30 protein-coding genes are annotated in these 25,113 nt (G+C 66.7%); 8 read left to right on the top strand and 22 right to left on the bottom strand.

Annotated elements, in window-relative coordinates; genetic code table 11:
- Nucleotides 1-207 precede the first annotated feature (207 nt).
- On the top strand, nucleotides 208-906 hold the full coding sequence (locus K3F48_RS10995) for a HisA/HisF-related TIM barrel protein (protein ID WP_222575488.1): 699 nt from the start codon (nucleotides 208-210) through the stop codon (nucleotides 904-906).
- Nucleotides 907-958: 52 nt separating this feature from the next.
- Here the strand turns inward: K3F48_RS10995 and fae (K3F48_RS11000) are convergent, their stop codons facing one another.
- The 5 genes from fae (K3F48_RS11000) to mch form a co-directional block, all read right to left on the bottom strand.
- Nucleotides 959-1,522 carry a formaldehyde-activating enzyme gene (gene fae / locus K3F48_RS11000; protein ID WP_255608857.1) on the bottom strand — a complete coding sequence of 188 codons (564 nt, stop codon included), beginning with the start codon at nucleotides 1,520-1,522 and terminating at the stop codon, nucleotides 959-961.
- 257 nt (nucleotides 1,523-1,779) lie between these two features.
- Entirely contained in the window at nucleotides 1,780-2,289 is a 510-nt protein-coding gene (gene fae, locus K3F48_RS11005) for a formaldehyde-activating enzyme (RefSeq protein WP_222575489.1), read from the bottom strand.
- A gap of 137 nt (nucleotides 2,290-2,426) precedes the next feature.
- Complete coding sequence (locus K3F48_RS11010) at nucleotides 2,427-3,299, bottom strand: triphosphoribosyl-dephospho-CoA synthase (protein ID WP_222575490.1); 873 nt, start codon at nucleotides 3,297-3,299, stop codon at nucleotides 2,427-2,429.
- Entirely contained in the window at nucleotides 3,292-4,263 is a 972-nt protein-coding gene (locus tag K3F48_RS11015; RefSeq protein WP_222575491.1) for a RimK family alpha-L-glutamate ligase, read from the bottom strand. Before K3F48_RS11015 ends, K3F48_RS11010 begins: the two co-directional genes overlap by 8 nt.
- Nucleotides 4,217-5,194, bottom strand: a complete 978-nt coding sequence (gene mch / locus K3F48_RS11020) for a methenyltetrahydromethanopterin cyclohydrolase (RefSeq protein ID WP_222575492.1) — start codon at nucleotides 5,192-5,194, stop codon at nucleotides 4,217-4,219. Before mch ends, K3F48_RS11015 begins: the two co-directional genes overlap by 47 nt.
- Before the next feature lie 250 nt (nucleotides 5,195-5,444).
- Here mch and K3F48_RS11025 point away from each other — a divergent pair, with 250 nt between their 5' ends.
- Nucleotides 5,445-6,020, top strand: a complete 576-nt coding sequence (locus K3F48_RS11025) for a hypothetical protein (RefSeq protein WP_222575493.1) — start codon at nucleotides 5,445-5,447, stop codon at nucleotides 6,018-6,020.
- Nucleotides 6,021-6,709: 689 nt separating this feature from the next.
- The gene (locus K3F48_RS11030; protein ID WP_222575494.1) at nucleotides 6,710-8,107 is read left to right on the top strand and encodes a M48 family metalloprotease; all 1,398 of its coding nucleotides are present in this window, start codon (nucleotides 6,710-6,712) and stop codon (nucleotides 8,105-8,107) included.
- A 6-nt stretch (nucleotides 8,108-8,113) separates the two neighbouring features.
- Here the strand turns inward: K3F48_RS11030 and K3F48_RS11035 are convergent, their stop codons facing one another.
- From K3F48_RS11035 to sdhC, 7 genes are all read right to left on the bottom strand, one after another.
- Nucleotides 8,114-8,458 (bottom strand): hypothetical protein, encoded by a 345-nt coding sequence (locus tag K3F48_RS11035; RefSeq protein ID WP_222575495.1) that lies wholly within the window; start codon nucleotides 8,456-8,458, stop codon nucleotides 8,114-8,116.
- Between the two features lie 311 nt (nucleotides 8,459-8,769).
- Nucleotides 8,770-9,558, bottom strand: a complete 789-nt coding sequence (locus K3F48_RS11040; RefSeq protein WP_222575496.1) for a succinate dehydrogenase iron-sulfur subunit — start codon at nucleotides 9,556-9,558, stop codon at nucleotides 8,770-8,772.
- A gap of 7 nt (nucleotides 9,559-9,565) precedes the next feature.
- A complete protein-coding gene (locus K3F48_RS11045) occupies nucleotides 9,566-9,949 on the bottom strand; it encodes a virulence factor (protein WP_370631403.1) in 384 nt (127 codons plus the stop codon).
- Nucleotides 9,946-10,167: a hypothetical protein gene (locus K3F48_RS11050; protein WP_222575497.1), complete on the bottom strand. Its 222-nt coding sequence runs from the start codon at nucleotides 10,165-10,167 to the stop codon at nucleotides 9,946-9,948. The genes K3F48_RS11045 and K3F48_RS11050 overlap by 4 nt, the downstream gene beginning before the upstream one ends.
- Nucleotides 10,168-10,194: 27 nt before the next feature.
- Nucleotides 10,195-12,027 carry a succinate dehydrogenase flavoprotein subunit gene (gene sdhA / locus K3F48_RS11055; protein WP_222575498.1) on the bottom strand — a complete coding sequence of 611 codons (1,833 nt, stop codon included), beginning with the start codon at nucleotides 12,025-12,027 and terminating at the stop codon, nucleotides 10,195-10,197.
- Nucleotides 12,028-12,059: 32 nt separating this feature from the next.
- Complete coding sequence (gene sdhD / locus K3F48_RS11060; RefSeq protein ID WP_222575499.1) at nucleotides 12,060-12,440, bottom strand: succinate dehydrogenase, hydrophobic membrane anchor protein; 381 nt, start codon at nucleotides 12,438-12,440, stop codon at nucleotides 12,060-12,062.
- Between the two features lie 61 nt (nucleotides 12,441-12,501).
- The gene (gene sdhC / locus K3F48_RS11065) at nucleotides 12,502-12,915 is read right to left on the bottom strand and encodes a succinate dehydrogenase, cytochrome b556 subunit (protein ID WP_222575500.1); all 414 of its coding nucleotides are present in this window, start codon (nucleotides 12,913-12,915) and stop codon (nucleotides 12,502-12,504) included.
- 413 nt (nucleotides 12,916-13,328) lie between these two features.
- On the opposite strand from sdhC, the gene K3F48_RS11070 reads away from it, so the two are divergent.
- Both K3F48_RS11070 and alr read left to right on the top strand, forming a co-directional pair.
- Nucleotides 13,329-14,006 carry a response regulator transcription factor gene (locus K3F48_RS11070; RefSeq protein WP_222575501.1) on the top strand — a complete coding sequence of 226 codons (678 nt, stop codon included), beginning with the start codon at nucleotides 13,329-13,331 and terminating at the stop codon, nucleotides 14,004-14,006.
- A 112-nt stretch (nucleotides 14,007-14,118) separates the two neighbouring features.
- A complete protein-coding gene (gene alr, locus K3F48_RS11075; protein ID WP_222575502.1) occupies nucleotides 14,119-15,264 on the top strand; it encodes an alanine racemase in 1,146 nt (381 codons plus the stop codon).
- 6 nt (nucleotides 15,265-15,270) lie between these two features.
- Here alr and K3F48_RS11080 read toward each other — a convergent pair whose 3' ends face one another.
- The 4 genes from K3F48_RS11080 to infA all read right to left on the bottom strand — a co-directional run bounded on the left by K3F48_RS11080 (nucleotide 15,271) and on the right by infA (nucleotide 16,977).
- A complete protein-coding gene (locus tag K3F48_RS11080; protein WP_222575503.1) occupies nucleotides 15,271-15,636 on the bottom strand; it encodes a hypothetical protein in 366 nt (121 codons plus the stop codon).
- Entirely contained in the window at nucleotides 15,623-15,991 is a 369-nt protein-coding gene (locus K3F48_RS11085) for a cold-shock protein (RefSeq protein WP_222575504.1), read from the bottom strand. The genes K3F48_RS11080 and K3F48_RS11085 overlap by 14 nt, the downstream gene beginning before the upstream one ends.
- A 100-nt stretch (nucleotides 15,992-16,091) precedes the next feature.
- A complete protein-coding gene (locus tag K3F48_RS11090; protein ID WP_222575505.1) occupies nucleotides 16,092-16,730 on the bottom strand; it encodes a Maf-like protein in 639 nt (212 codons plus the stop codon).
- A 28-nt stretch (nucleotides 16,731-16,758) separates the two neighbouring features.
- Nucleotides 16,759-16,977: a translation initiation factor IF-1 gene (infA, locus tag K3F48_RS11095; protein WP_222575506.1), complete on the bottom strand. Its 219-nt coding sequence runs from the start codon at nucleotides 16,975-16,977 to the stop codon at nucleotides 16,759-16,761.
- Nucleotides 16,978-17,409: 432 nt separating this feature from the next.
- Between infA and K3F48_RS11100 the strand changes: the two genes are divergently transcribed.
- On the top strand, nucleotides 17,410-19,452 hold the full coding sequence (locus K3F48_RS11100) for an acyltransferase family protein (protein WP_222575507.1): 2,043 nt from the start codon (nucleotides 17,410-17,412) through the stop codon (nucleotides 19,450-19,452).
- 14 nt (nucleotides 19,453-19,466) lie between these two features.
- Here the strand turns inward: K3F48_RS11100 and K3F48_RS11105 are convergent, their stop codons facing one another.
- Genes K3F48_RS11105 through K3F48_RS11130 form a run of 6 tightly spaced genes read right to left on the bottom strand, consistent with a single transcriptional unit; the run spans nucleotide 19,467 to nucleotide 23,966 of the window.
- Complete coding sequence (locus K3F48_RS11105) at nucleotides 19,467-20,252, bottom strand: sulfite exporter TauE/SafE family protein (protein WP_222575508.1); 786 nt, start codon at nucleotides 20,250-20,252, stop codon at nucleotides 19,467-19,469.
- Between the two features lie 10 nt (nucleotides 20,253-20,262).
- Complete coding sequence (locus tag K3F48_RS11110) at nucleotides 20,263-21,939, bottom strand: bifunctional protein tyrosine phosphatase family protein/NAD(P)/FAD-dependent oxidoreductase (protein WP_222575509.1); 1,677 nt, start codon at nucleotides 21,937-21,939, stop codon at nucleotides 20,263-20,265.
- Nucleotides 21,940-21,973: 34 nt separating this feature from the next.
- Complete coding sequence (locus K3F48_RS11115) at nucleotides 21,974-22,177, bottom strand: DUF2892 domain-containing protein (protein WP_222575510.1); 204 nt, start codon at nucleotides 22,175-22,177, stop codon at nucleotides 21,974-21,976.
- A 27-nt stretch (nucleotides 22,178-22,204) separates the two neighbouring features.
- A complete protein-coding gene (locus tag K3F48_RS11120; protein ID WP_222575511.1) occupies nucleotides 22,205-22,621 on the bottom strand; it encodes a DUF6691 family protein in 417 nt (138 codons plus the stop codon).
- Entirely contained in the window at nucleotides 22,615-23,046 is a 432-nt protein-coding gene (locus K3F48_RS11125; RefSeq protein ID WP_222575512.1) for a YeeE/YedE family protein, read from the bottom strand. Before K3F48_RS11125 ends, K3F48_RS11120 begins: the two co-directional genes overlap by 7 nt.
- Nucleotides 23,046-23,966 carry an MBL fold metallo-hydrolase gene (locus tag K3F48_RS11130; protein WP_222575513.1) on the bottom strand — a complete coding sequence of 307 codons (921 nt, stop codon included), beginning with the start codon at nucleotides 23,964-23,966 and terminating at the stop codon, nucleotides 23,046-23,048. Before K3F48_RS11130 ends, K3F48_RS11125 begins: the two co-directional genes overlap by 1 nt.
- Nucleotides 23,967-24,056: 90 nt before the next feature.
- Here K3F48_RS11130 and K3F48_RS11135 point away from each other — a divergent pair, with 90 nt between their 5' ends.
- Both K3F48_RS11135 and K3F48_RS11140 read left to right on the top strand, forming a co-directional pair.
- Nucleotides 24,057-24,710, top strand: a complete 654-nt coding sequence (locus K3F48_RS11135; protein WP_222575514.1) for a peroxiredoxin — start codon at nucleotides 24,057-24,059, stop codon at nucleotides 24,708-24,710.
- Nucleotides 24,707-25,108, top strand: coding sequence for a metalloregulator ArsR/SmtB family transcription factor (locus K3F48_RS11140; RefSeq protein WP_222575515.1), 402 nt, complete (start codon nucleotides 24,707-24,709; stop codon nucleotides 25,106-25,108). Before K3F48_RS11135 ends, K3F48_RS11140 begins: the two co-directional genes overlap by 4 nt.
- Nucleotides 25,109-25,113: the final 5 nt, after the last annotated feature.

The raw sequence follows: 25,113 nt of genomic DNA on the forward strand, positions 1-25,113 counted from the left end.
CGAAGCCAAATTCGCGACCCGCGGCTACGACCAGACCATCGTCTATCCCGGCCCCCCGCAGGGCTTCGACGTCCCCGGCGATCAAACCCTGCGCCTCATGCGCCGCGTCCTCACCGCGGATAAATTCAAAGTTCTCGCCGAAGGAGCAAAAGCCTAGTCGGCTCTTAAAGCTCCCTTCTTCTTTCCGACGCCGCTATAGTGCGCGTCATGCGGATCATTCCTGTCCTCGATCTGAAAGGCGGTCGGGCGGTGCGGGCGGTGAGAGGCGATCGCGACGCCTATGCGCCCATCGCCTCGCGGCTCGTCGCCTCGAGCGCGCCGCAGGACGTCGTTGCGGCTTATCTCGGCCTCTTCGATTTTTCGACCTTCTATGTCGCCGATCTCGACGCCATAGAGGGGCGCGTCGGACAAAGCGCGATGCTTCTCGCGCTCACGCGCGATTTCCCGAAGCTGTCCTTCTGGGTCGACGACGGCTCGGCCGAGCCGGGCCGGATCGCAGCTCTGCGCGGCATCGGCGTCGAGCCGGTGATCGGCAGCGAGAGCATTCCGGCGGGCGAGGCGGCGACGGCGCTCGCATCGGGTGCGGATGCGATCCTCTCCCTCGATTTTCGCGGCGGCGGCGTTCTCGGGCCGCCAGAACTGCAGGAGAACGCGCAGCTCTGGCCGCGGCGCGTCATTGCGATGACATTGGCGCGCGTCGGCTCGTTCGAAGGCCCCGACCTCGATCTGGCGGCTCGCCTCGCGCGCAAGGCGGAAGGGCGCAGCCTCTATGCGGCCGGTGGCGTTCGCGACGCGGCCGATCTCGACGCGCTCGCACGGACCGGCGTCGCCGGCGCGCTCGTCGCTTCGGCGCTGCATGACGGGCGCCTCTCGCGCGCAGATCTTCGACGATTCGCCGCTGAATAAAAAAGGAGCCGCGCGAAAGCGGCTCCTCTTTGTCGAAGCGATGCCCCGGCGCTCAGTCGGCGGCGGCGAAGGGGTGCTTGGCGGTCACGCGCTCGGAGAGCACGCGAGAGGCGCTCGGATCGCCCTTCATCGCGCGGGCGATCGCTTCCTTCGTCGCGCGATAGTTGAAGTCCTGAATCTTCTGGTCGTCATTGGCTTCCCAATGGATGAACACGCCGACCGAGATGAAGAGGTCGTCGGCCTGCTCGATCGGGATGATTCCTTCCGCGACGCTGTCGGCGACGGCCTTGGCGACGCCATATTGCGCCGGGCCGAACATCTGCACGGCCTGCTTGGCGTTCTTGATCGTCACCTTGTTGAACAGGATCGTGTATGGCTTCACGAGCAGGTTCGGCGCGACGACGGCGAGCAGAGTGGTGAAGCCGTCCTTATTATTGACCAGCGCATTGGCGAATGCGGTCTCGGCCGAGCTGCCGCGCGGACCCATCAGCAGATCGATATGCGCGACCTCATTACCTTCGCCGACGAGCGATTCGCCGACCAGCAATTTCGGCGTGGCCGAGCCGGCCGCCTTGGGAAACAAGGCGCCGAGAATCTTGTCCAGTATCGAGGCCATTTTCGATTTCCTTTCGGTTCTCTGTTTGACGCCTTCGCGGCGCTTCTCGCGGCCTGCGCGAGGCCTCCCCTGTCTCGCTGCAACTTCCCCGTCAGGAAGCCGACTGGATGACGCCGACCCCGGTTTCGATCTGTCCGCATTCTGGTCGACGACGGGAAGCCGGCGAGCGGCTTCCCGTATGACGCGGCGGCGCCGCTCTCACGCCGCGACGCGCCGGCGCGGCTGCGCCGACGTTTCGTCGCGTCGGGAAAGCCGGCTCAGTTGGCGCCGAAAGGATGCTTGACGTCGTTGCGCTTGGCGACGACCTCGGCGGCCTTCGGCTCGCCCTTGATCGCGCGGGCGATGGCTTCCTTCGTCGCCTGATAGTTATATTCCTGGATCTTCTTGTCGTCGTTGGCTTCCCAGTGGATGAACACGCCGACCGAGATGAACAGGTCGTCGGCCTCGGCGACCGGGATCACGCCCTCCGCGACCGAATCGGCGACCGCCTTGGCGACGCCGGCCTGGGCCGGGCCGAACATCTGAACGGCCTGCTTGGCGTTCTTGATGGTGACCTTGTTGAAGAGGATCGTGTTCGGCTTGGCGAGCAGGTTGGGGGCCACGACCGCGAGCAGGGTGGTGAAGCCGTCCTTGTTGTTCACCAGGGCGTTGGCGAAAGCGGTCTCGGCGGCGCTGCCGCGCGGTCCGATCAGCAGGTCGATGTGGGCGACTTCGTTGCCTTCGCCGACGAGCGACTCGCCGACCAGGAGCTTGTTGATCAGGGCCATGTTTGTTCCTTTCGATAAACTCGATGTTCGCCCGCGCGGCTGCCGGCGCGGGCGCCTCCCCCATTCTCGACGAGCGTCAGGCCGAAACGAGCCGAGCCGGTCGAGCCGGTCGCGAGACCATCTCGCGCGGCGCGAACTCAACCATTTTTGTGAACGTTCGGCAAGATGGCGAGAAGAGAATCGGCAAAAAGCGCCGCGACGGCGAGGTCGGCGCTCGTGCCTGGATTATACCCGCTTTTCTTCAAAAAACGATCCAATTCCAACGCGCACGAAAAAGCCGTTTCTTTGTCGTCGATCGCGTCGAGACGCGCGGCGGTCGCGGCCATCCGCTCCATTACGAAGCGCGCGGCGGCCGGGCCGAACTTGCGGGCGATGTGGCTGTCGGGAAACCGGCTCGCAAGGGCCATGAACAATCGCAGCGTCGTCATCGGTCTGTCATCGCCGCGCGCGCGCGACTGCGCGATCGTCTGCTGGCCGAGGCCGAAGATATCGGCGTAGCCGCTCGCATATTGCAGCGCGACCCGGTCGCGATCGGCGGCGATCGTCATCGCCTCCTTCAAACCGATGACCGCAGGCGCCGCGACGTCATGTTCGTCCGCAGAGCCGAGACCGGCCGGAGAGGCGCGCGCGATCGCGCGAAAGGCGAGATCGGCGTCCTCTCGATCGAGCGCGTCCAGAGTGGCGACGAGCTTGTCGCGCAAGCTCGCGCGGCCCTCGCGCAGCGCCGCATGGGCGAGCGGCGCGCAGAGAAGAATGATGCCGAGATTGGTGTTGCAATGAACGCGCGCCCAGGTCGCCTCGATCGCGTCGAAGATACGGCGCCCGACGCTCGCGCCCGACGCACAGAGACAAGGCGCCGCCGCATGCGCGCTGTCGATGAAATCCTGCGCCTCCATGCCATGGCCGGGCGCGTAGATATGGACATTGCCGGGCTTTGGCGCGGCGAGCTCGTCCTCGCAGGCGCGTATGAAGGCGCGCGCGATCGCGTCGGCGAGCGCGCCGTCAGCCATGCGCGCGGCGCGACGCGGCGATCGCCCCCAATATGTCGCCGGCGACGCGCTCGGCGATCTGGAACGGCGTGACGCTCTGCAAGCCGCTCCAGCCCGCCATGCTGTTGACCTCGAGCACCATCGGCAGGCCATCGGCGCCGCAGATGATGTCGATGCCGGCGAATTCCGCGCCGAGCGCGGCGGCAGCGCGCAGAGCGAGCTCGCGCTCGCGCGGCGTCGGCTCGCAGGCATGAGGCTTCGCGCCCTGGCGCACATTGGTGATCCAGCGGCGCGAGCGTCGCCGCATCGCGCCGATCGCCTCGCCATGCGAGACGAGAATGCGCATGTCCTCGTACCAGACGTCGCGCGGCGGCACGAAGCGCTGCAGATAGAAGACGCCGCGCGCCTCCTCCTCGGTCGGCAGATCCTCCTCGCGATGCAGAAGCTTCAGGCCCCAGCCCTGCGCGCCGAATAGGGGCTTGACGACGAGAGGCCCACGCGCGGCCTCGCTGCGCAGGATGCGCAGCGCCTCGGCGCGCGAGCTGGTGACGAAGGTCGCGGGCGTCGGGATGCGCGCCTGCGCCAGCAGGAAGCTCGCAGTGGATTTGTCGGTGCAGCGCTCGATGGCGCGCGCGCTGTTGACGAGCGGCACGCCGAGCGCGCCGAGCGCATGCAGCACGCCGAGCCGCAGCGTGATCGTCTCCAGCGAGCCGTCGCCGATCGCGCGCACGACGCAGGCGTCCGGCAGCCGCCCATGGAACCCTGGGATCGCCAGCGCGTCGGAGCGCGCCGTGTCGATCTTGCAGGCGGCGAGTCGCACCGGCGTCGCGCGCGCGCCATGGCGCGCGAAGCCCTTGCGCAGACGCTCGACATGCCAGTCGAGCTCGTCGGTGAAGATCGCGACATGCGGCGCGCCCGCGGCGGGGCGCGCCGGGCGCTCAGCCGAAGGAGGCGTCGAGAAGCTTTTCGTCGATAGCTCCGGCACGGAAGGTCTCGCCTGTCTCGACCGCTGTCACGAGCGCCTCGGCGGGCGAGAACAGGCTCGGGTCGATTTTGTAGAAGTCGCCCTTATACGCTTTGAAAATCTCCGCGAAAGGCCGACCGTAATCGCGCGAGTTGGAGCTCGGCAGCTTTTCCGCCAGCGCCTTGGCCGCCTCGGCGGAGCCGCGCACGAAGAGATGAGCGCGGCCGGAATAGATGATCGCGTCATTGGTGCGGCCCATGGCCGTGATGAAATCGGGATGCGGCGGCGACAGCGGCGCCGTGGCGATTCCGTCCACGATATGCTCGAGCGGGAACTTCAGCTCATGCGCCTTGTGCAACGCCACCTCGAGCACGCGGCCGACCACCTGCACGCTGCCGGCGAGGCTCTGCGTCGGCGCATAGATGAATGCGAGCTTGTCCGGCGAGACTCCGCAACCATCGGCGACCTTGGCGACGACGGGCTCCGGCGGCGGCGCGCCGGCCTCGAGCACGATCGTGGCGCGATCGGCGGAGTCCTCGTAAGGCAGCTCCTGGAACAGCGGCTCCTTGCGGGCCAGCGAGCGGCCCGGGCCCGAGCCGAGCGCGAAGAATTTCTCGTGGGAAAGGCTCCAGCCGGCATATTGGCTGGCGAGGCAGGCGACGACGGGGTCGTTGCTGGTGACGGTGAGCCAGAAGGGCCAGTTCTTCTGCCCCGGCGCGGGGGTCAGCGAGACCTTGCCGAGGCCGCCGAGGCAGATCTCTGTGAGCAACAGCCCGGCGTCGATCCCGCCCGCGACCTTCGCGCCGGCGTCGATGAGCAGCTCGCCGAGGCTTCCGCGCGAGACGGCGACCCGATAGCGCTCGGCGCCGGCGGCGAGCCTGTCGACGATCTCGCCCGCCAGCAGATTGACGCTGGCCGTCGCCCGGCCGGTCTTATCGAGAGTTCCCGTCACGTTTCCCGTTCCTCTGTTCCGTTTGTCGAGGGCCGCCGCCGCGCCGGCCATGCTTGTCGGCGGCGACATTACTAAGGTTTCGGGTCCGGCGAAAGCGCGGGGTGGCAAGGACGAGATCGGGCCTCCGCCATGAGCAACGTTCGAGATTTTTCCAACGCACCCGAGTCCGCGAGACGACGAGCCGTCGGCAGGACGAGCTTTTATGACGTCGAAGCGTGATGATTCGGCGCGAGTTTTGGAATAAAAAGCTGTGGTGACGCTCGAGGTCGAACGGGTAGACGCTCGGTTTTCGCGCATCGCCGCAACCCAGGAGGGGAATATGAAAATATGGAATTTCGTAATGGCCTTGACCGTTCCGCTTTTCGCGTCGGCGTCCCATGCCGGCGAATCGGCCCCGGCCATCGCCGGATTTTTGAACCCACAGACAGGCGCTTTCACCCCCAGACTTGCACTGACGCCCGCCGCCGCCCCCGTCGCCGCCGCCGCGACGTTGACAGTGACGTTTACGGTCAAAATCAATAGCAGCATTCCACGGGCGCAGCCGATCACCTGCGCCCTCAATATCAGTTCTTACGACGCCTCCTTCGCCAATTACGCGACCGCGGACAGCTATGTGGTAAAGTCGAGCGCGTCGGCTGGAACATGCACTGTCTCTATTCCGTATATCTGGCAAATTGCCACGACGGCCACCACGATGAACCTGCATCCGGGCGTTTCGACCACCTTCGCCGCCGGCGGTCTTTATCGCAGCTCCTCTGCCTCCGTCGCGCCGTTTCCTGTTCCGACGACGGGAACGAAGAAAATTGCTGTGACTCTCGCTCTCTAAAGGGAGAAAGCAAACCGACGTTCCGGGCCTAGAATCTCTGCGAGGCCCGGAATGGCCGCTTCGATAATCGTCGGCTCATGCGCGCGTCGTGGCGTCGAACCCGTCTCTTCATTTCGAATCGGGTCGGGCGGCCGCGGATTCATCGTGTTCCTTCGAGACGAGCCCTTCGAGCGGCTAGGATAATGGGCGCAGGACCAAATTCCCGTCAGCCGATTCCCGTGGGCCTCGCGCCGGCGCCCCGCCGCCGTTTCCGGCGCGGGGGATGGGCGGTCCGGAACGCCGCGGCGCCGTTTTCGGCCGTGGAAAAAATGCAGCGTCGGAGCCGGAGCGTTCCGGACCACGGGCGCCTTTCCTGGTCGCCGCCTGCGGGCTCAGGGTCCTTGCTCCCTTTCGGGTAATCGGTCCCCGTGCGAGCCTCGCATATTCGGCCCGGCTCTCGCCTCGCTCTCACGAGGCCCTCCGCACGAAGGAGGAGCCGGAACCGGCGGCGTGGCGTCGCACAGCTTCGGGCGAGGGTCGCCGCCCGGCCGTGCGAACCGCGCCCCGCCGACGCCGCCCGCCCCTTCGGGCGGCGCCCCATGCGGCGGAAGCAGGGGAAACAATGGGAATTTAGTCCAAAATTGTCAAGACGCGCCATCCCGATCGCGGCTCGATTTGCTTTCCGGGCGCGTTTCCCCCACTCTCTACCGATGCGCCGAAGCTGCAGCCATATCCGTGTCCTTTTGACAGGCTGGCTCGTTTTCGCCTTGGTCGCGCCCGCGCGCGGCGAGGACGACGGGCCGCGCGTGTCGATCATTCGCGACGCCGAGATCGAGCAATTGCTGCGCGACTACACCGCGCCCGTCTTCAAAGCGGCCGGAATCCATTCCGGCGCGGCGCGGATCATCCTCGTCGGCGACCGCTCCTTCAACGCCTTCGTCGCCGGCGGGCAGAAAATCTTCGTCAACACCGGCGCGCTCGTCGAGGCCAAGACGCCCAATGAGATCATCGGTGTGCTCGCGCATGAGACCGGCCATATCGCCGGCGGCCATCTCGCGCGCGGCCGCCAGGAGCTCGCCCGCGCCGCCATTCTCTCCGTCGCCGGAATGCTGGCCAGCGCCGGCGCCATGTTCGCCGCCCGTGGCGCCTTCTCCCGAAGCAATGGCTCGGTCGGCATGGATTCGGCCGGCGCCGTCGGCATTCTGATGGGTCCGCAGGAGGCGGTGAAACGCTCGCTGCTCGCCTATCAACGCGGCGAGGAGCAGGCCGCCGACCGCATGGCCGTGCGCTTTCTCACCGCCACGCGGCAATCGGCCAAAGGCATGCTGGAGACCTTCAACCGCTTCGCCAGCGAGACCCTGTTCAAAGCGACGACGATCGATCCCTATCTGCAGTCGCATCCGCTGCCCAATGAGCGAATCTCCAATTTGGAGCAGGCGGCCAAGCAGTCGCCTTTCTTCGACACGCAGGATCCGCCGGCGCTGCAGGCGCGGCACGATCTGATGCGCGCCAAGCTGATCGGCTTCACCGGCGACGCGAGCGAGGTAAGCCGGCGCTATCCCGTTTCCGATATGTCGCTGCCGGCGCGCTATGCGCGAGTCATCGCCGATAATCGCTTCGGCCGGCTCGAGGAGGCGCTCGCCGGCGCCGACGCGCTGGTCGCGTCCCAACCCAAGAATCCGTATTTTTGGGAGCTGAAGGGGCAGATTTTGCTCGAGGCCGGGCGGGCGACGCAGGCGATCGCACCGCTGCGCAAGGCGGTCGCGCTCGCCGGCTCCGGGGAGACGCCGATCCGCGTGCTGCTCGGCCATGCGCTGGTCGCCTCGGAGAACCCCGCCTTCACGGATGAGGCGATCAAGGTTCTGGCCAACGCCACCCAGGCCGACGAGGAGTCGCCCGAAGCCTGGGAGTTTCTCTCCATGGCGTATTTCCGCAAGGGCGATTCCGCCAAGGCGCAGCTCGCCGCGGCGGAAGGGCTGTTCGTCGCGGGCAAATATATCGAGGCGCGCACGCAGGCGGCGCGCGCCCAGGCGCAGTTCAAGGAAGGCACGCCCGGCTGGCTGAAGGCGGACGATATTTTGACTTATCGTCCGGCCGATAGCGAATGACCGCCCTCAGAAGGGCATGCCGACGCCCATTCCGCCATTGGAGTTCATATTGACGGGGGCCTTGCCGAAGCGCGGCGTGTCGTCCTGTTTTTCTTTCGGCTTCGGCGGGGATTTGCCGGGCGACCACCCCTCGAGCTCGCCGAACTGGCGGTTGTCGGTCTTGGCGCCGGCTGCACCCCTGTCGGCGGGCGAAGCGGCGCTCTGCGGCTTCGCCTTTTTGCCCTTTGCCGGGGCGGACGCGCCGAGCGCGCTTGTGTCGAGCGTCCATTCCTGCGCCGTCGCGGCGCTGGCGCCGAGGACCGTCGTCAGGGCGAGAACGGCGGCGATCGTGAGATGCGGGCCCAATCGCATGAAGGCTACTCCACGAGCAATGTCGAGCTTGCGACAGGATGCCCCCTCGGAACCGGAAAGACAAGCCGCGCTCGTTTCCGGACTGCTTCACGAGCGTGGCCGCGATGCGGCCCGGGGGAATCGGACGAAGGACTACAGCCCCATCACCCTCATCCTGAGGAGCCCGGGAAGCGGGCGTCTCGAAGGACGGCAACGGGGAGAAGCCTTTGATTGCGCCCCACGGCCGTCCTTCGAGACGCCGCCTGTGGCGGCTCCTCAGGACGAGGGGTAGGGATTTATCCTCCACCCAATTGCCCTGCGATACGGCCGGCTCACTCTTTCTTCGTGTTCTGCGCAATGGCGAGGTTTTTCAGCTCGGCGATGGCCGTGCCGGGCTCCAGGCCCTTGGGGCAGGCGTTGGAACAATTGAGAATAGTGTGGCAGCGGTAGAGGCGGAAGGCGTCGTCGACATAAGCGACGCGCGCCTCGCCGGCCTCGTCGCGCGAGTCGATCACCCAGCGCTGCGCCTGCAGCAGCGCCGCCGGGCCGAGGAAACGGTCGGAGTTCCACCAATAGCTGGGACAGGAGGTGGAGCAGCAGGCGCACAAAATACATTCATAGAGGCCGTCGAGCTTGTGGCGCTGCTCCGGCGACTGCAGCCGCTCCTTCTCGGGGTCGGGGCTCTCCGCCTGCAGCCAGGGCTCGATGGCGGCGTGCTGGGCGTAGAAATCCGAAAGATCGGGCACGAGGTCCTTCACCACCGGCATATGCGGCAGCGGGTAGATTTTGATCGCGCCCTCGATCTCGTCCATGCCCTTGGTGCAGGCGAGCGTGTTGAGCCCGTCGATGTTCATGGAGCAGGAGCCGCAAATGCCCTCGCGGCAGGAACGGCGGAAGGTCAGCGTCGGGTCGATCTTGTTCTTGATCCAGAGGATCGCGTCCAGCACCATCGGCGCGCAATCGTCGAGATCGACGAAATAAGTGTCTATGCGCGGATTCGCAGAGGTGTCCGGATCGAAGCGATAGATGCGGAATTCTCTCAGCCGCGTCGCGCCTTCCGGCGCCGGCCAGACCTTGCCCTCGACCGGGCGGGAGTTTTGGGGAAGGACGAATTCGACCATTTCTGCCTCAACGCTTGCGGTCGCGTGCGGAGCGTCCCGCCTCATAGCCGAGAAAGTCCATGAGCGTATCCTCCTCGGTGATCTGCAACATGCGGATATCGCGAACCGAGGGCTTGAACCAGGGAAAAAGCGCATCGAGGTCCATCGTCGCCTTCACGCAATCCGTCGCCCTGATATCGTCATTGCCGAAATAGACGCTGCCCTGCCGCCAGCGGAAGCCGCTCTCCTCCAGCTCCCGGCGAATGTCGAAACATGCGTTGTTCCAGTTGGCGTTCGGATAGAGCTGACGAAGCTGCTCTGTGTCGAGATCGAAGGCGATGGCGTACATGTAATTGCTCCGGCCCGGGCGGTTGTGGCCGATCGTCGGCTTGCGAGACGACGATGCTCTCACCGGTCGCGATCCTCTCGAATGAGAAGCGTGCTGTCGGTTTGTACGACGCCCTTCGGCGTCATGGCCGCTATGGCGTCCATCCGCTCCGAGAGCGCCCTGCGCCGTTCGGCCCGCAGCACGGTTAAAATCTGTTCTTCCAACGAAAGATTGTTCGACCTCGCCTGCTGCAGAAGCTCGCCCCGCAGGCCGTCGTCCAGCTGCAGAGTCACGCTGGTCATCGCCTGGATCCTTTCGCCGATTCTCCCTCAATACACCCGCGCCTTCGGCTCTATATAAGCCACCTCGTCGGACATCGTGTAGCTGTGCACCGGGCGATAATCCAGCGCCACCGTCTTGGCCGCATCGTCGATCGAGGCCAGCGTGTGCTTCATCCAATCGGCGTCGTCGCGATTGGGGAAATCCTCGCGGGCGTGGGCGCCGCGGGATTCGGTGCGGTTCTTCGCCGAATCCATCGTCACCACCGCCTGGGCGAGCAGATTGTCGAGTTCCAATGTCTCGACGAGATCGGTGTTCCAGATCAGCGAGCGGTCGGCGATCTTCAGATCGGCGCTGTCGCGCCAGACGGCGTGAATCGCCTGCGAGCCTTCCTCCAGCACCTCGCCGGCGCGATAGACGGCGCAATGCGATTGCATCACGCGCTGCATCTTCAGCCGCAGCTCGGCGGTCGGCGTGCCGCCGGCGGCGTGGCGGAACCTGTCGAGCCGCGACAGAGCGAGATCGGCGGAATCGGCCGGCAGCTCTGGCTGCGCCTGCCCCGGCTTCACCAGCTCGGCGGCGCGCAGCCCCGCGGCGCGGCCGAAGACGACGAGATCGACGAGCGAATTGGAGCCGAGGCGATTGGCGCCATGCACCGACACGCAGGCCGCCTCGCCGATCGCCATGAGGCCGGGCACGACCATATCCGGGTTGTCGCCGGTCTTGCGCAGCACCTCGCCGTGAAAATTGGTCGGTATGCCGCCCATGTTGTAATGCACGGTCGGCAGCACCGGAATGGGCTCGCGCGTCACATCGACGCCGGCGAAAATTTTCGCGCTCTCGGAGATGCCCGGCAGGCGCTCGTGCAGGATCGCCGGATCCAAATGCTCGAGATGCAGGTGAATGTGGTCCTTCAGCCTGCCGACGCCGCGGCCCTCTCTGATTTCAACGGTCATCGCGCGCGAAACCATGTCGCGCGGCGCGAGATCCTTCACCGACGGCGCATAGCGCTCCATGAAGCGCTCGCCCTCGCTGTTGGTGAGATAGCCGCCCTCGCCGCGCGCGCCTTCGGTGATGAGGCAGCCGGCGCCATAGATGCCGGTCGGATGGAATTGCACGAACTCCATGTCCTGCAGCGGCAGGCCGGCGCGCAGCGCCATGCCGCCGCCGTCGCCGGTGCAGGTATGCGCGGAGGTGGCCGAGAGAAAAGCGCGGCCATAGCCGCCGGTGGCGAGCACGGTGAGCGCGGCGCGGAAACGATGAATGGTCCCGTCGTCGAGCTTCAGGCACATGACGCCGCGCGCGGCGCCGCTCGAGTCCGTGATGAGATCGATGGCGAAATATTCGACGAAGAAGCGCGCGTCATAGCGCAGCGCCTGGCCGTAGAGCGTGTGCAGCATCGCATGGCCCGTGCGGTCGGCGGCAGCGCAGGTGCGCTGCGCGGGCGGGCCCTTGCCGAAATCCGTGGTCATGCCGCCGAAGGGGCGTTGATAGATGCGGCCGTCCTCGGTGCGCGAGAACGGCACGCCCCAATGCTCGAGCTCGTAGACCGCTTGCGGCGCGTTGCGGCACAAATATTCGATCGCGTCCTGGTCTCCGAGCCAGTCGGAGCCCTTGACCGTATCGTACATGTGCCATTTCCAATCGTCCGGCCCCATATTGCCGAGCGCCGCGGCGACGCCGCCCTGCGCGGCGACTGTGTGCGAGCGGGTCGGAAACACCTTGGTGACGCAGGCGACCTTCAGCCCCGCCTTCACGCAGCCGACGACCGCGCGCAGCCCTGCGCCGCCCGCGCCGACCACCACCACATCGAACGTATGGTCGATGATCGGATAGGCTCGGCCGCCGATATGGGCCGTCGTCGTGTCGCCGTTTGCAGACATCGTTTTCCTCGTCGAAAGAAGGGCGCGGCCGGTCAGCGCGGCGCGGCGATGATCATGATCGACAGCGTCCACGTCGCGCCGATGGCGATCGTCAGCCATTTGTTGACGGTGAGGGCTCGGCGCTTCAGCGCCGCGTCATGGACATAGTCCTCGACGATGGTCTCCATGCCGAGCCGCGCGTGATAGGCGGCGATGCAGATGAAGGCGATCAGCGCGATGGCTGGAAAGGGACGCCCGAGCTCCGCGCGCGCCGCCTCATATGGCTGGCCGGATAGATGAGCGATGAACCACACGGATAGGAGGCCGAGCGGCGCCAGGGCGCATGCGCTGTGGCGCATGGCGAGCGCATGCAGAGAGCCGGAATGATCGGATGTGAAGGCGGCGCCTTTGCCGCTGCGCCCGCTCTCGAACATGGCCTTTCCTCCCGTGGAACCGCGCGCGGCGGATGTGCGATGATGTGAGCGGCGCGGCTCGTCAGCCGAACAGCGCCACGGCCGCCCAAAGCAGAATAGTGAGCGCCACGCCGCCGCCGAGCGTCGCCTTGGCGAGCAGCTCGCGGCCCGGCCCGTCCAGATATAGGCCGCGATCCCAGATCGCATGACGAACGCCGCCGAGCAGATGATGGAGCAGCGCCCAGCTGAACAGGAAGACGAACGCCTTGCCGATGAGGGAGCTCGCGATCCACGACACGGCCGAGAACGCCGACGGGCCCAGCGCGAGCCCGAGCAGATAGAAGGCGAGCAGGATCGCTCCCGCATAGAGCGCCGCGCCGCTGATCCGATGCGCGATGGACATCGCCATCGTGATGATCGGCTTGTAGACGGAAAGATGCGGAGACAGCGGCCGCGCAGCGGCGAGCCTCTCGCTCACGGGATCGGCGTCGGCCATGCTCGTCCTCTCTTTCCCAAGTCCCCGCTGAGAGATAATTCAATCACGCCGGGCCTGCAACAACGCATTCGCGAAGCACGGGAAAGGCGTTTCCGAAACGCCGCGTCGCCGCCGCGGCGCCGTCGCCGGTCCTGATCTTCCCGCGGCGCCATATCGCTTCTTCCGCGCAAATCGAGTCGAAATGCGTTCCCATTGCCGCCCGATCTGTTAACATGCCGGCGCCGACGTCGCTCAGGGCCAGCAGGCGCGATCGTTCGGTCGATCAGCGTCGAGGATTTTTCGACGGATCGTCTGTCGCGTGCGCGTAGCGTTGCTTTTTTCGAATACGTCGGACCACCGGGCTATTTTCCCGGCGGAGTGTGGCCTGCGGTCTCATGGCTTACTTTTTCGTCCACACATCTCGAGAGCGAACTATGAAATACGGTGAAACCATCCATATCTGTGGCGTCGATCCGGTCATTCGAACGTCCTTGAAAGCCATATTGGACAAGACCGATTATCGCGTCCGCCTGCACGACGACGCCGGACGCTTCGTCGAGGCCGTCGAACCAGACGGCCGCGGCTGCGTCCTCGCTTATGTCGACATGCCCGATCTGATCGGCCTCGATTTCCTCGAGACCGCCAAGACGCATCGGATCGAGCTGCCGATCATCGTGATCACCGCGCAGGCGAATGTGCGCGGCGCGATTCAGGTGATGAAGGAGGGCGCCTATGATCTGCTCGAGCTGCCGCTGAATGAGGAGAGGCTGCTCGCCGCGGTGCAGCAGGCGATGGCGCGCCGCGTCGACTTCGGCGCCTATCGCGGACGCCCGCGGCTGACGCCCGGGCGCCTCAGCACGCTCACCAGCCGGGAGAACGACGTGCTCGCCGGCCTCGTCGACGGCAAGCTCAACAAGGTCATCGCGCATGAGCTCGGCATCAGCGCGCGCACCGTCGAGACGCATCGCTCGCATATCATGACCAAGATGCGGGTGAAGAGCGTCGCCGATCTGGTGCGCATCTCGCTCGGCGCCCCGCGGCACGACCCGAGCCGGATCATGCCGCCGGCCTCGCGCCAGATGACGGTGGAGGCGCCCGACAGCCGCCGCTGATCCCGGGGCGGCTGTCGCCAGACGCGCATAGAGGCTCCGGAGCGTGGCCGCGGATCGCATGGCGCGCAATACGGCCATGCGGACGCCACGCTCCGGCGCTAGAATATGTTTCATGCGAATCGATCGATCGGCCCGAGCGCCTACGAGCGACTCCCTCCCGGCGCAGGCGCGGGCGGCGACGCTCTGCGTCGATCTTTCGGCGCTCGTCGCCAATTGGCGTCTTCTCGCGGCGCGCGCGCCCGGCGCCGATTGCGCGGCCGTGGTCAAGGCCGACGCCTATGGGATCGGCCTGGAGCCGGCGGCGCGCGCGCTCGCGGCCGCCGGCTGCCGCACCTTTTTCGTCGCCACGGCCGGCGAGGGCGAGCGCCTCCGCGCAGTCGCGCCCCGCGCCATCGTCTATGTTCTCGAGGGGCTGCCCCAGGGCGGCGCGCCCATGCTCGCCACGGCGCGCCTGCGTCCGGTCCTCGCCTCGCTCGAGGAAATTCGCGAATGGGGCGCTTTCGGCCGCTCGATCGGACGGCGCCTGCCCGCCGCGCTGCAATTCGACACCGGCATGAATCGGCTCGGCCTGGCGCCGCGCGAGGCCGCCGCAGCGGCGGCGGCCGCTCAGGACATCGAGACGACGCTGGTGATGAGCCATTTCGTTTGCGCGCAATGGGCGGAGGATGCGCGCAACGCCCGGCAGATCGCCGGCTTCGAGGAGGCGCTGCGCTTCTTCCCCGGCGCGCCGGCGTCGCTCAGCAATTCCTCCGGCATATTTCTGTCTCAAAAGCCGCATTACGATCTGCTGCGCCCGGGCTATGCGCTCTATGGCGGCAATCCCACGCCTTGCGCGCCAAATCCGATGCGGCCGGTCGTGCGGCTGGAAGCGAGCGTGCTGGCGGTGCGGGACATCGAGGTCGGCGAAACCGTGGGCTATGACGGGGTCTGGACCGCGGCCCGCCCGACGCGGCTGGCGACGCTCGGGCTCGGCTATGGCGACGGCCTTCCGGCGGGCGCCTCCTCCCTTCCCGGGCGCGCCGGCGCGGAGGCGATCATCGGCGACTATCGCTGTCCGCTGGTCGGGCGCGTGTCGATGGATTTCGTGATGCTCGACGTGACCGACATCCCCGCATCCGCCGCCCATCGCGGCGCGACCGCGGAAATTCTCGGCGAGACGATCGGCGTCGACGAGCTGGCGGCGCGCAGCGGCACGATCGGCTATGAGATTTTGACCCGGCTCGGCCGGCGGTACGAGCGGCGCTATATCGGCGGCTGAGGAGGCTCAGGCGCCGTCGCCGGGCGCGGTCGCGTCACGGCCGAGGATCAGCGGAACGCTCGCGTCGACCGGCGACGGGCGGTGGGCGCCGCGCTCCATCACCGCGACCTTGATCGCCAAATCCTCGATTCTCTGATTGAGCCCGCCTTGAACGGAATTAACAATATTTTGCGTTTCCCGCAGCGCGTCGACACGAACGTCGGCGCGGACGACCTTCAGCTCGACCTCGAGGCTCCGTAGGCGCTGGTCCAGGGCATTGACCGCATCGGCGAGCTTCTTCTGCGATTCTTGCAAGGATTTTATAGTCTCGATGACTTGCAGATGCTCGGCGAGCTCCTTCGCCGCTTGGGCGATCTTGTCACGTCCCAGCATGCTTCGACAAAGCTCCGGCGACAGAATGACTGATATAATCGAAATGCGCCTGCGGAGAATCGAGCCGCTCCGCGCAGATCAAAGCAATCGCTTCGGTCTTGATCAGCTCGTAATCGTCGTCGGCGAGCTCGTTCTCGGCCGACGCGCTCGAAGCGCCGGCGAGGACGTAGAAGACGTCGTCCCCCCCGTTCGGCTGCACGAAGCCGAAGCCTTTCCCCACGTCGAACCATTTCACCCGTTGCGGCGCGACGGCTTTCGGCAAGCCGGCCAGCCTTCTCAGGGCGGCCGCCAGTCCCGCGTCCGGCGAGGAAACGTCGGCGCTCTGCTCGTCGTCAGCGGTTTTTTCTGTGGACATGGGGCGCAGACCCTTTGTGGGATCACGCATAAGCTAATTGCCGAAAGCAAAAATATCCACCGATATTCCGCCGGCCTCGCCCCGGGGGAGGAGCGCGACCTCACGCCCTCTCGAACCAGGGCGTCAGCACCGGATAGCCTTCCCCGGCCAAAAGCGCCGCGGTCTCGTAGAGCGGCAGGCCGACCACGGCGGAATAAGAGCCGATGAGCCGCACCGCGAAGCTGCCGGCGAGGCCCTGAATGGCGTAGCCGCCGGCCTTGCCGCGCCATTCGCCGGAGGCGAGATAGGCGTCGATCTCGGTCGCCGACAGGCGCTTGAAGCGCAGGCGCGTCTCGACGAGGCGGCGGCGCTCGGCGCGGCGCGGCGTCAGCAGCGTGACGCCGGTGAACACCCGATGCTGGCGTCCCGACAGCAGCCGCAGGCAGTCCTCGGCCTGCTCGACATCCTCGCATTTGGGCAGGATGCGGCGGCCGACGGCGACGACCGTGTCGGCGGCCAAGATATAGCAGCCCTCGAGCTCGGGCCGGTAGGCGATCAGCTTGACGGCCGCGGCGGCCTTCTCGCCGGACAGCCGGGCGGCGAGGCTGCGCGGCAGCTCGTTGCGCTGCGGAGTCTCGTCTATTGCTGTCGGCAGCAGGGCGTCGGCGTCGAGGCCGATCTGCTGCAGCAGGGCGAGCCTCCGGGGCGAGGCGGAAGCGAGGGCCAGAAGCGGCCGCGCGGCAGTCGGCTGGGACGTCACGGCGATCGGCTCCGCGCTGCAATGGCAATCATTTGAATCGATAAGTGATGCGCCCTTTGGTCAGATCATAGGGCGTCATCGCGACCAGCACCTTGTCGCCGGTGAGCACGCGGATGCGGTTTTTCCGCATCTTGCCGGCGGTATGGGCGATGATCTCATGATCATTCTCGAGCTTCACCCGAAACGTCGCGCTCGGCAGCAGCTCGACGACGATACCGGGAAACTCCAGCAGTTCTTCCTTGGCCATGTGGTTCCTTCTTACGGGGCTCGCGCGCGTCGCGCGGCCCCCAAAGCGAAAGGCCCGCTGATCGCGGGCGCAGCTCGGATATGGGATCGGAATCGGGACACGCAAATCCGCGCCGGACCCTAACCGAGAAAGGATGAATTGTGAACCGCGCGCGGCAGAGCAATCGGGGCAATCGGGTGAAGGACGAGCCCCCGTCACCCTCGTCCCGAGGGAGCCCCCGCAGCGGGCGTCGCGAAGGACGGCAACGGCAGAACCCTTTGATTTCGCCCTGCGGCCGTCCTTCGAGACGCCGCCTCCGGCGGCTCAGGACGAGGGTTGGGGATTTTATCCTTCATCCGATTGTCCTGGCCGGCGGCGACGAAACGCCGCCGCGAGAGTAGGAACGCCGCGCCGACGCGCGGGGAAATGACGAGAACAGCGAGGCCCTTTCGCGTGGAGAGAGAAGCTTATCCCTATATCGCCGGGCTGCGCGCGGCGTCGATCGCCGCCGTGGTCGCCTTCCACATCGCGCCGCGATCGACGCCCGGCGGCTATGCGGGAGTGGATGCATTTTTTGTCATATCCGGCTTCATCGTCTCCGGATCTCTTCACAAATACAGCTTCGCGAGCTTCGGCGAATTTCTGCGCTTTTTCTACGCGCGCCGCTTTCGGCGCATCGTTCCCGCTCTCGCCGTCATGCTGCCGACGACCTTCCTGCTCGCGGCCGTGTTCGTCCCGAACATGATGTTCGGGAGTCAGATGCGCGCGGTCGCGACGGCGGCCTGCTTCGGCTACTCCAATATCATCCTCGGCCGGGGGACCGATTATTTCGGGACCGACGCCGCGCTCGACGCCTTCACGCATACCTGGTCGCTCGGCGTCGAGGAGCAGTTCTATGTTATTTTCCCTGCTCTCTTTTTCCTCATGCGACGGCGGGCCGACGCGATGGGCCTGCTGGCCGTCCTCGTCCTCCTCTCCTTCGCCTCCGGCTTCGACTGGCGCAAAGGCGCCTTCGACGCCGGCTTCTATTCCAGCCTCTCGCGCTTCTGGGAGATCGGCGCCGGCGTTCTCGCCTATCGGATCCTGGCGGCGAAAGGGCTGTTCGCGCCCGGCGCCGACGCCGGCGCCGAGAAGACGCCGCTCGCCGCGGCGGGAGCCGCGCTTCTGGCCTTCAGCTTCTTCTTCTCCGATCCGCAGACGTTTCCGACGCCGGGCGCGCTCGCGCCGGTCCTCGGAACGCTCTGCCTCATCGGCGCCCTGCACGCCCGCAGGCCGACCAGCCTCGTCGGCAAGGCTTTGAGCTGCGGCGCCGCCCTGCGGCTCGGCGCGCTCTCTTATTCGCTCTATCTCTGGCACTGGCCGGTCATCGTCTTGGTCAAATGGACGATCGGGGTCGACACGCCGGCGTCGAAGCTCGCCGCCCTCGCCGTCGCGACCGCCGCCGCGCTCGCCTCCTATGAGCTCATCGAGCGGCCCTGTCGCTACGGGCCGCTGCTACGTACCCACGCTCGCGCCATCTCGCTCTCGGCCGCGGCGCTCATTGCGGCATGGGGCGGAATCACGCTGATGCGGGCGATGACGCCATGGCTGTCGGCGAGCGTCGTGGCGCAGAATTCACACGACTGGTTTCCGCATCTCGATGCGGCCGTCATTGACGGCGCATGCTCCGTCGCGACCGAAAAATTCGTCGACGGGGAGGAGGTCGAGCTGCGCATGACCCGCGTCGGATGCGGCCCGCCGGATGATAGAACGCTCTACATCGTCGGCGACAGCCACGCCTGGGCCTATCTCGATCTCGCCGAGCTCTACGCATTACGCAGCGGAACGCGCGTCGTGCTGCGCTATGCGTCGGGCTGCGTCCTGCTCCATACGCTTCCGATCTCGTCGGACTGCGCCCGGCTCGCGTCGCGACGGACGGAGCGGCTCGCCGCCGAGGCGAAGGCGGGCGACGCCATTTTCCTGCCCGGACTGCGCACCCTGCGATGGCGGCGGAACGGAGCGGATGGGCTGGAGCCGCAGACGCCGGATCTCGCGAGCCGAATGCAGGAGGCGAACGCGCTTCCCGATGCGCGCGCCACGCTGCAGGCTCTCGACAGGCCGGACATTCACCTGTTGATCGAAGCGCCGAAGCCCGTCCACAAGACCACCTTTTTCCGCTGCGCGGACTGGTTCGACCGCACTCATCCGGCCTGCGCCGAGGGCGATCGCGTCCCGCGCGCCGAGGAAGAGGCGCATCGCCGACCCGCGATGGAGCTGCTCGCGACCTTGAAGGCGGAATTTCCGCGTGTCGAAATCTTCGATCCGCTGCCGTTTCTCTGCGAGGCCGACGCATGCGCGCTGCATCGCGACGGCAGGCCGCTGTTCTGGGACGGCGATCACATCTCCCGCTTCGCCAGTCGCGTCATGTTGCGGCCGATCGCCGAAGAGCTCGCGCGCTTCGGCTTTCCCTGGCCGCATGCGGCGTCGATCGGGAGCGCCGGGCCGGCGACGCCGTGAATGAAAGCTTGCGATCAGCCGAGCAGCCACGTCGACTTCATCAGCATATAGGCGGCGACTGCGAAGACGACGACGGCGAAGGCGATTGTGAGCTGTCCCGTCTTCTTGGACATGCGTCGCGCCGTCGCGACGCCGAACAAGGTGCCGACGCCGCCGCTGCCGATGAGCACGGCGGCCAGAAGCCAGTCGACGAGATCCGACGTCGCGTAATTGAGCGCCGTCGTCAGCCCGAAGATGGTGACGGCGACGAGCGATGTGCCGACGGCGTTGATCATCGGCATTCCGGTGGAGCCGACGAGGCCCGGCACGACGAGCACGCCGCCGCCGATGCCGAAGAAGCCCGAAAAGAGTCCGGTCACGAAGCCAGTGGCGCCGACCTTCGGCGCCCGCTCGAACGTGCATTCGACCGCGGCGTTTCCCGACCTTCCGCGGCCGCGCAGCATCAGCACGCCCGTCAGGATCATCACGAAGGCGAAGAGGAACAGCAGCTTTGGGCCATCGAAGCTCTTGCCGAGCGTCGAGCCGACGACGGCGCCCAAGGTTCCCGCCGCCGCATACATGCCGCCGCAACGCCATTTCACCGAACCGGCGCGCGCGTGATTGAACAGGCTGAAGGCGGCGTTGATCGCGACCGCGAAGGCGCTCGTCCCGATCGCGATATGCGGATCCGTCACGCCGACCACATAGACGAGCAGCGGCACGGCGAGAACCGAGCCGCCGCCGCCGATGAGGCCCAGCGTGAACCCGATGCCGCCGCCGCAGGCGGCCGCGATCACATATTGGACGAGCTCCAGGGTCACGCGTCCCTCGTCATTCGGCAGGTTGCGCGGATGTCTCGAGCATGTGCGGCTTGCACAGCCATTCCTGGCCCTCGAGCATCATGTTCCAATAGATCGGCGGCAGCAGGCGCTCCTTCAGGAACCACGCCGCGCGCGACGGCTTGGTCCCGTCGATCATCCATTTCGGAAAGCTCGGCAGCAGCTTGCCGCCATAGCCGAACTCGGCCAGCACGATCTTGCCGCGCTCGACGGTGAGCGGGCAGGAGCCATAGCCGTCATAGCCGACATGCGGCGCCTTCCCGTCGAGAACCGACAGGACATTGATGGCGACGACCGGCGCCTGCTTGCGCGCGGCGGCGGCGGTCTTGGCGTTGGTGGTCGCAATGCCGTCGCCGAGCGCGAACACATTGGCGTAGCGCGCATGACGCAGGCTCTGCGGATCGACGGCGATGAATCCCGTCTCGCCGGCGAGCGGACTTTTTGCGATGAACTCCGGCGCCTTCTGCGGCGGCACGGCGTGCAGCATGGCGAACTCGCGCTGAACGCGGATCACGTTCGCGTCGGCGTCCTTCTCCTCGAAGGTCGCGACCTTCGCGGCGCCGTCGACGGCGACGAGCTTCGATTCGAAGTCGAGACGAATGCCGTAGCGCTCGACATATTTCATCAAGGCCGGAACATAGGCGGGCACGCCGAACAGCACCGCGCCGGCATTGTGGAACTCCACCTCGATATCGTTCAGCACGCCGGCGCGTCGCCATGTGTCGCAGGAGAGATACATCGCCTTCTGCGGCGCGCCCGCGCATTTGATCGGCATGGGCGGCTGCGTGAACAGCGCGCGGCCCTTCGACAGCGAGGTCGCCAGCCGATGCGTGTAGGGCGCGAGATCGGCGCGATAATTGGAGGTGACGCCATTCTTGCCGAGCGTCTCGACGAGGCCGGGAATCGCGTCCCAATCGAGCTTGATGCCGGGCGAGGCGACGAGCGCGCGATAGCGCAGGCGCGAGCCGTCGGCGAGAACGACCTCATTCGCCTCCGGCGCGAATTCGGCGACCGCCTGCTTGACCCATTTGGCCTTGTCCGGCATCACCGAGGCCGTCGGCCGCCGCGTCGTCTCGGGCGTGAACACGCCGGCGCCGACGAGCGTGAAGCCCGGCTGATAATAATGCACGTCGGCCGGCTCGACGATGGCGACCGACAGCGAGGGCCGCCGCTTCAAGAGGCTCGCGGCCGCCGCTATGCCGCCGCTGCCGCCGCCGACGATCACCACATCATAATCGCCGGGCCCATGAGCGCCGCGCGCGAGAATGCGCTGCTTCACCGGCTCGATGTCGACGCCCGCGCCTTCCGCAGCGGCGAGAATCGCGGAAGCGCCGAGCGTCTTCGCCTGCGCGAGCGCCCACAGCGCGCTCGCGCGGCGCCCCGTCTTGCAATAGCCGAGGACCTTTCCGTCCGCGCTCGCCAGCGCCGCAGCGAATGCGTCGACGGCGTCGTCGCGAAGATCGGCCATCGTCACCGGAACATGCGCCGCCGTCAGTCCATGCGCGGCCGCCCAGCCGGAGACGTCGGCGAAGCTCGGCTGGCCGGGCTCCTCATTGTCGGGACGACAATCGACAATGCGGCGAAAGCCGTCACGCGCGGCGCGAGCGACATCGTCCTGCGAGAGCTGCGGCGAAACGGAAAAATCGGGAGTGAGAGCGACAAAGCCCATGATGCGGTCTCTCGTTCGAGGTGGAAGCGATGCGTCAGCGACGCGCGCAGGTGGAGACGCCCAGCAGGCTGTAGGCGGGGCAGGTGGAGAAGAGGCTGGTGAGCAGCAGGGCGAGCGCCACGGCGCCGAGCACGATGGCGATGGTTCCGCTCAGATGGCCGAGCGCATAGGCGACGGCGATCGCAACGACGACGGCGAGGCGAAGAAGGCGATCGATCATTCCGACATTCTTGGACATGACGATACTCTTTCGGTTGGACGAGATTCAGCGGCCGAGAAGGCGTTGCAGGAACATTCCGAGCGCCATCGCGAGGACGAAGGGGATGGCGCTCAAGGGAGCGAGCGCGAGATCGACGAGCGCGGGTCCCGGGCAAAGGCCGGCGATCCCCCAGCCCACTCCGAACAGCGCCGCGCCGATGACGAGGCGCGCGTCGATCGGATCGGTCGGCGGCAGATCGAAGGCCGTTTCGACCAGCGGCTTGTCCATGCGGCGGCGAATGCGCCAGGCGATCGCCATGGGGACGAGCGCGCCGATCATCACGAAAGCGAGCGTCGGATCGAAGGCGCCGAAGAGATCGAGAAAGCCGCGCACGCGCGCCGGATCGGCCATGCCCGACAAAGCGAGTCCGGCGCCGAACAAAAGCCCGCAGAGGAGACCGAGAACAGCCGAGCGCGTCACCATGCGAGCCCCGCCGCATTCATCGCCGCCACGGTCGCGACGCCCGCGGACATGAAGACGGCGGTGGCGACGACCGATCGCTTCGACAGGCGCGACAGTCCGCAGACGCCATGGCCACTGGTGCAGCCCGAGCCGAGCCGGCTGCCATAGCCGACCAGCACGCCGCCGATCAGCAGCAGAGCGAGCGGAGGAAAGCGCGTCTCGACCGGCCCGAGGGCGAGCTGCATGAGCAGCGCGCCGAGCGGCAGTCCGAGCACGAAGCCCGTGGCGAGGCCGTCCGGACCACAGCCCTGCGTCAGGCGAAGGGCGCGGGCGAGCAAGCCGCTGACGCCGGCGATGCGGCCGGCGCCGAGGAGGACGGCCGACGCCGCGGCGCCGATCATCAGCCCGCCCGCGAGCCCGTGTACGATGGACTGCGCGAGCGACATCAGAACACGTCCAGCGGCAGCTTCAGATAGCGCGTTCCATTGTCCTCGGCCGGCGGCAGTCGCCCGCCGCGAACATTCACCTGCACCGAGGGCAGGATCAGATGCGGCAGGTCGAGCGTCTTGTCGCGCGCGGTGCGCATGGAGACGAAGGCCTCCTCCTCGACCCCGTCATGGACGTGGACATTCTTGGTCCGCTCGTCGCCGACCGTCGTCTCCCAGAGGAAATGATCGCGGCCGGGCGCCTTATAATCGTGGCAGAGGAACAGCCGGGTCTCGGCGGGCAGCGACAGCAGCCGGCGGATCGAGCGATAGAGCGCGCGGGCGTCGCCGCCGGGGAAGTCGGCGCGGGCCGTGCCATAGTCCGGCATGAACAGCGTGTCGCCGATGAAGGCGGCGTCGCCGATCACAAAGGCCACGTCCGCCGGCGTGTGTCCGGGCACATGCAGCGTGATCGCCGGGATCTCGCCGACCGCGAAAGTGTCGCCGTCGCCGAACAATCGGTCGAACTGCGAGCCGTCGCGGGCGAATTCGGCGCCGAAGTTGAACAGCTTGCCGAACACGGTTTGGACCGTGGCGATCTCGCGGCCAATGGCGAGCTTGCCGTCGAGCTTGCGCTGGAGATAGGGCGCGGCGGAGAGGTGATCGGCGTGGGCGTGGGTCTCGAGCAGCCAGTCGATTTTCAAGCTTTCACGATTTACGTAATCAATGATCTCGTTTGCGCCTCTGGTCGAGGTGCGACCGGAGGCGTAGTCGAAGTTCAAAACGCTGTCGACTATGGCGCCGCGACGGGTCGCGGGGTCGAAGACCACATGGGTGGCTGTGAAGGTCGGCTCGTCGAAAAAAGTGACGACCTGAATCAGAGGTCGCGTTTTGGCGGCGAGGACCTGCTCGGTGGCGCGCTGGAGCGCTGCATCGGTCATTTGCGAACCCCCTTCATATTAATGATTACATAAACTATGTAATCATATAAGGTCATTGTGTCAAGCCGCGAAAGGAGGCAGAGAGAACCCATGGAAAACGAACCGATTCCGGCTCCGGCGGGGGGCTGCAGGGGTTTGCGCATCGGCGATACCGCGCCCGTCTTCCGCGCGCGCTCCACCAAGGGCGAGGTGCGGCTCGACCAGTTCCGCGGACGCTGGCTGATCTTCTTCTCGCACCCGGCGGATTTCACACCGGTCTGCACCAGCGAGTTCGTCGCCCTCGCCCGCGCCGCGTCGCGCTTCGAGGCGATCGGCTGCGCCCTGCTCGGCCTCTCGGTCGACAGCCTCTATTCGCATCTCGCCTGGGTGCGGGCGATTCGCGACATTTTCGGCGTGACCGTGCCCTTCCCCATCGTCGAGGACCCGTCGATGGCGATCGGCCGCGCCTATGGGATGCTCGACGAGGCCGCGCAGGATTCCTCGGCGATGCGCGCCACCTACTACATCGATCCGCTCGGCGTCGTGCGGGCGCTGACCTGGTATCCGCTCACCGTCGGACGCTCGGTCGAGGAAATGCTGCGTCTGGCGACAGCCCTGCAGAGGACCGCCTCGGGCGAGGTGATGACGCCGGAGGGCTGGACGCCCGGCGGCGATCTGCTGCTGCCGCCGGCGACCGGCGCCGCCGAAGCGCTCGCGCCCGGCGCGGCCGACGATTGGTTCTATCGGACCTGCAAGGACAAATGACCGCGATCTACCAATCCCGCGAGCGCGCCAATGAGGCCGCCGAACGGCTGAAGATCTACGCGCAGCCGCAGCGGCTGATGATTCTCTCTTTTCTGCTCGCCGGCGAGCGCACGGTCGGGGAGATCGAGACGGCGACCGCCATCGGCCAGCCCGCGCTCAGCCAGCAGCTCGCGGAGCTGCGCCGCGCCGAGCTGGTCGAGACGCGGCGCGCGGCCAAGCAGATCTTCTACAAGCTCGCCGACGCCCGCGTCGCGCTCTGCGTCCGCTGCGTCGAGGCGATCTTCGAGGGCGCGGGCGATCCCGAGGCCGCCTTGGCCGAGGCGCTGCGCGGCCCGAGCGCTCGAAGCGAGCCGCGCAGCCGCGCCGGCGCCGCGAGCTTCGCCAAGATCATGCCGTGACGCTC

This window comes from Methylosinus sp. Sm6, from assembly GCF_019802345.1.
Taxonomy (GTDB): domain Bacteria; phylum Pseudomonadota; class Alphaproteobacteria; order Rhizobiales; family Beijerinckiaceae; genus Methylosinus.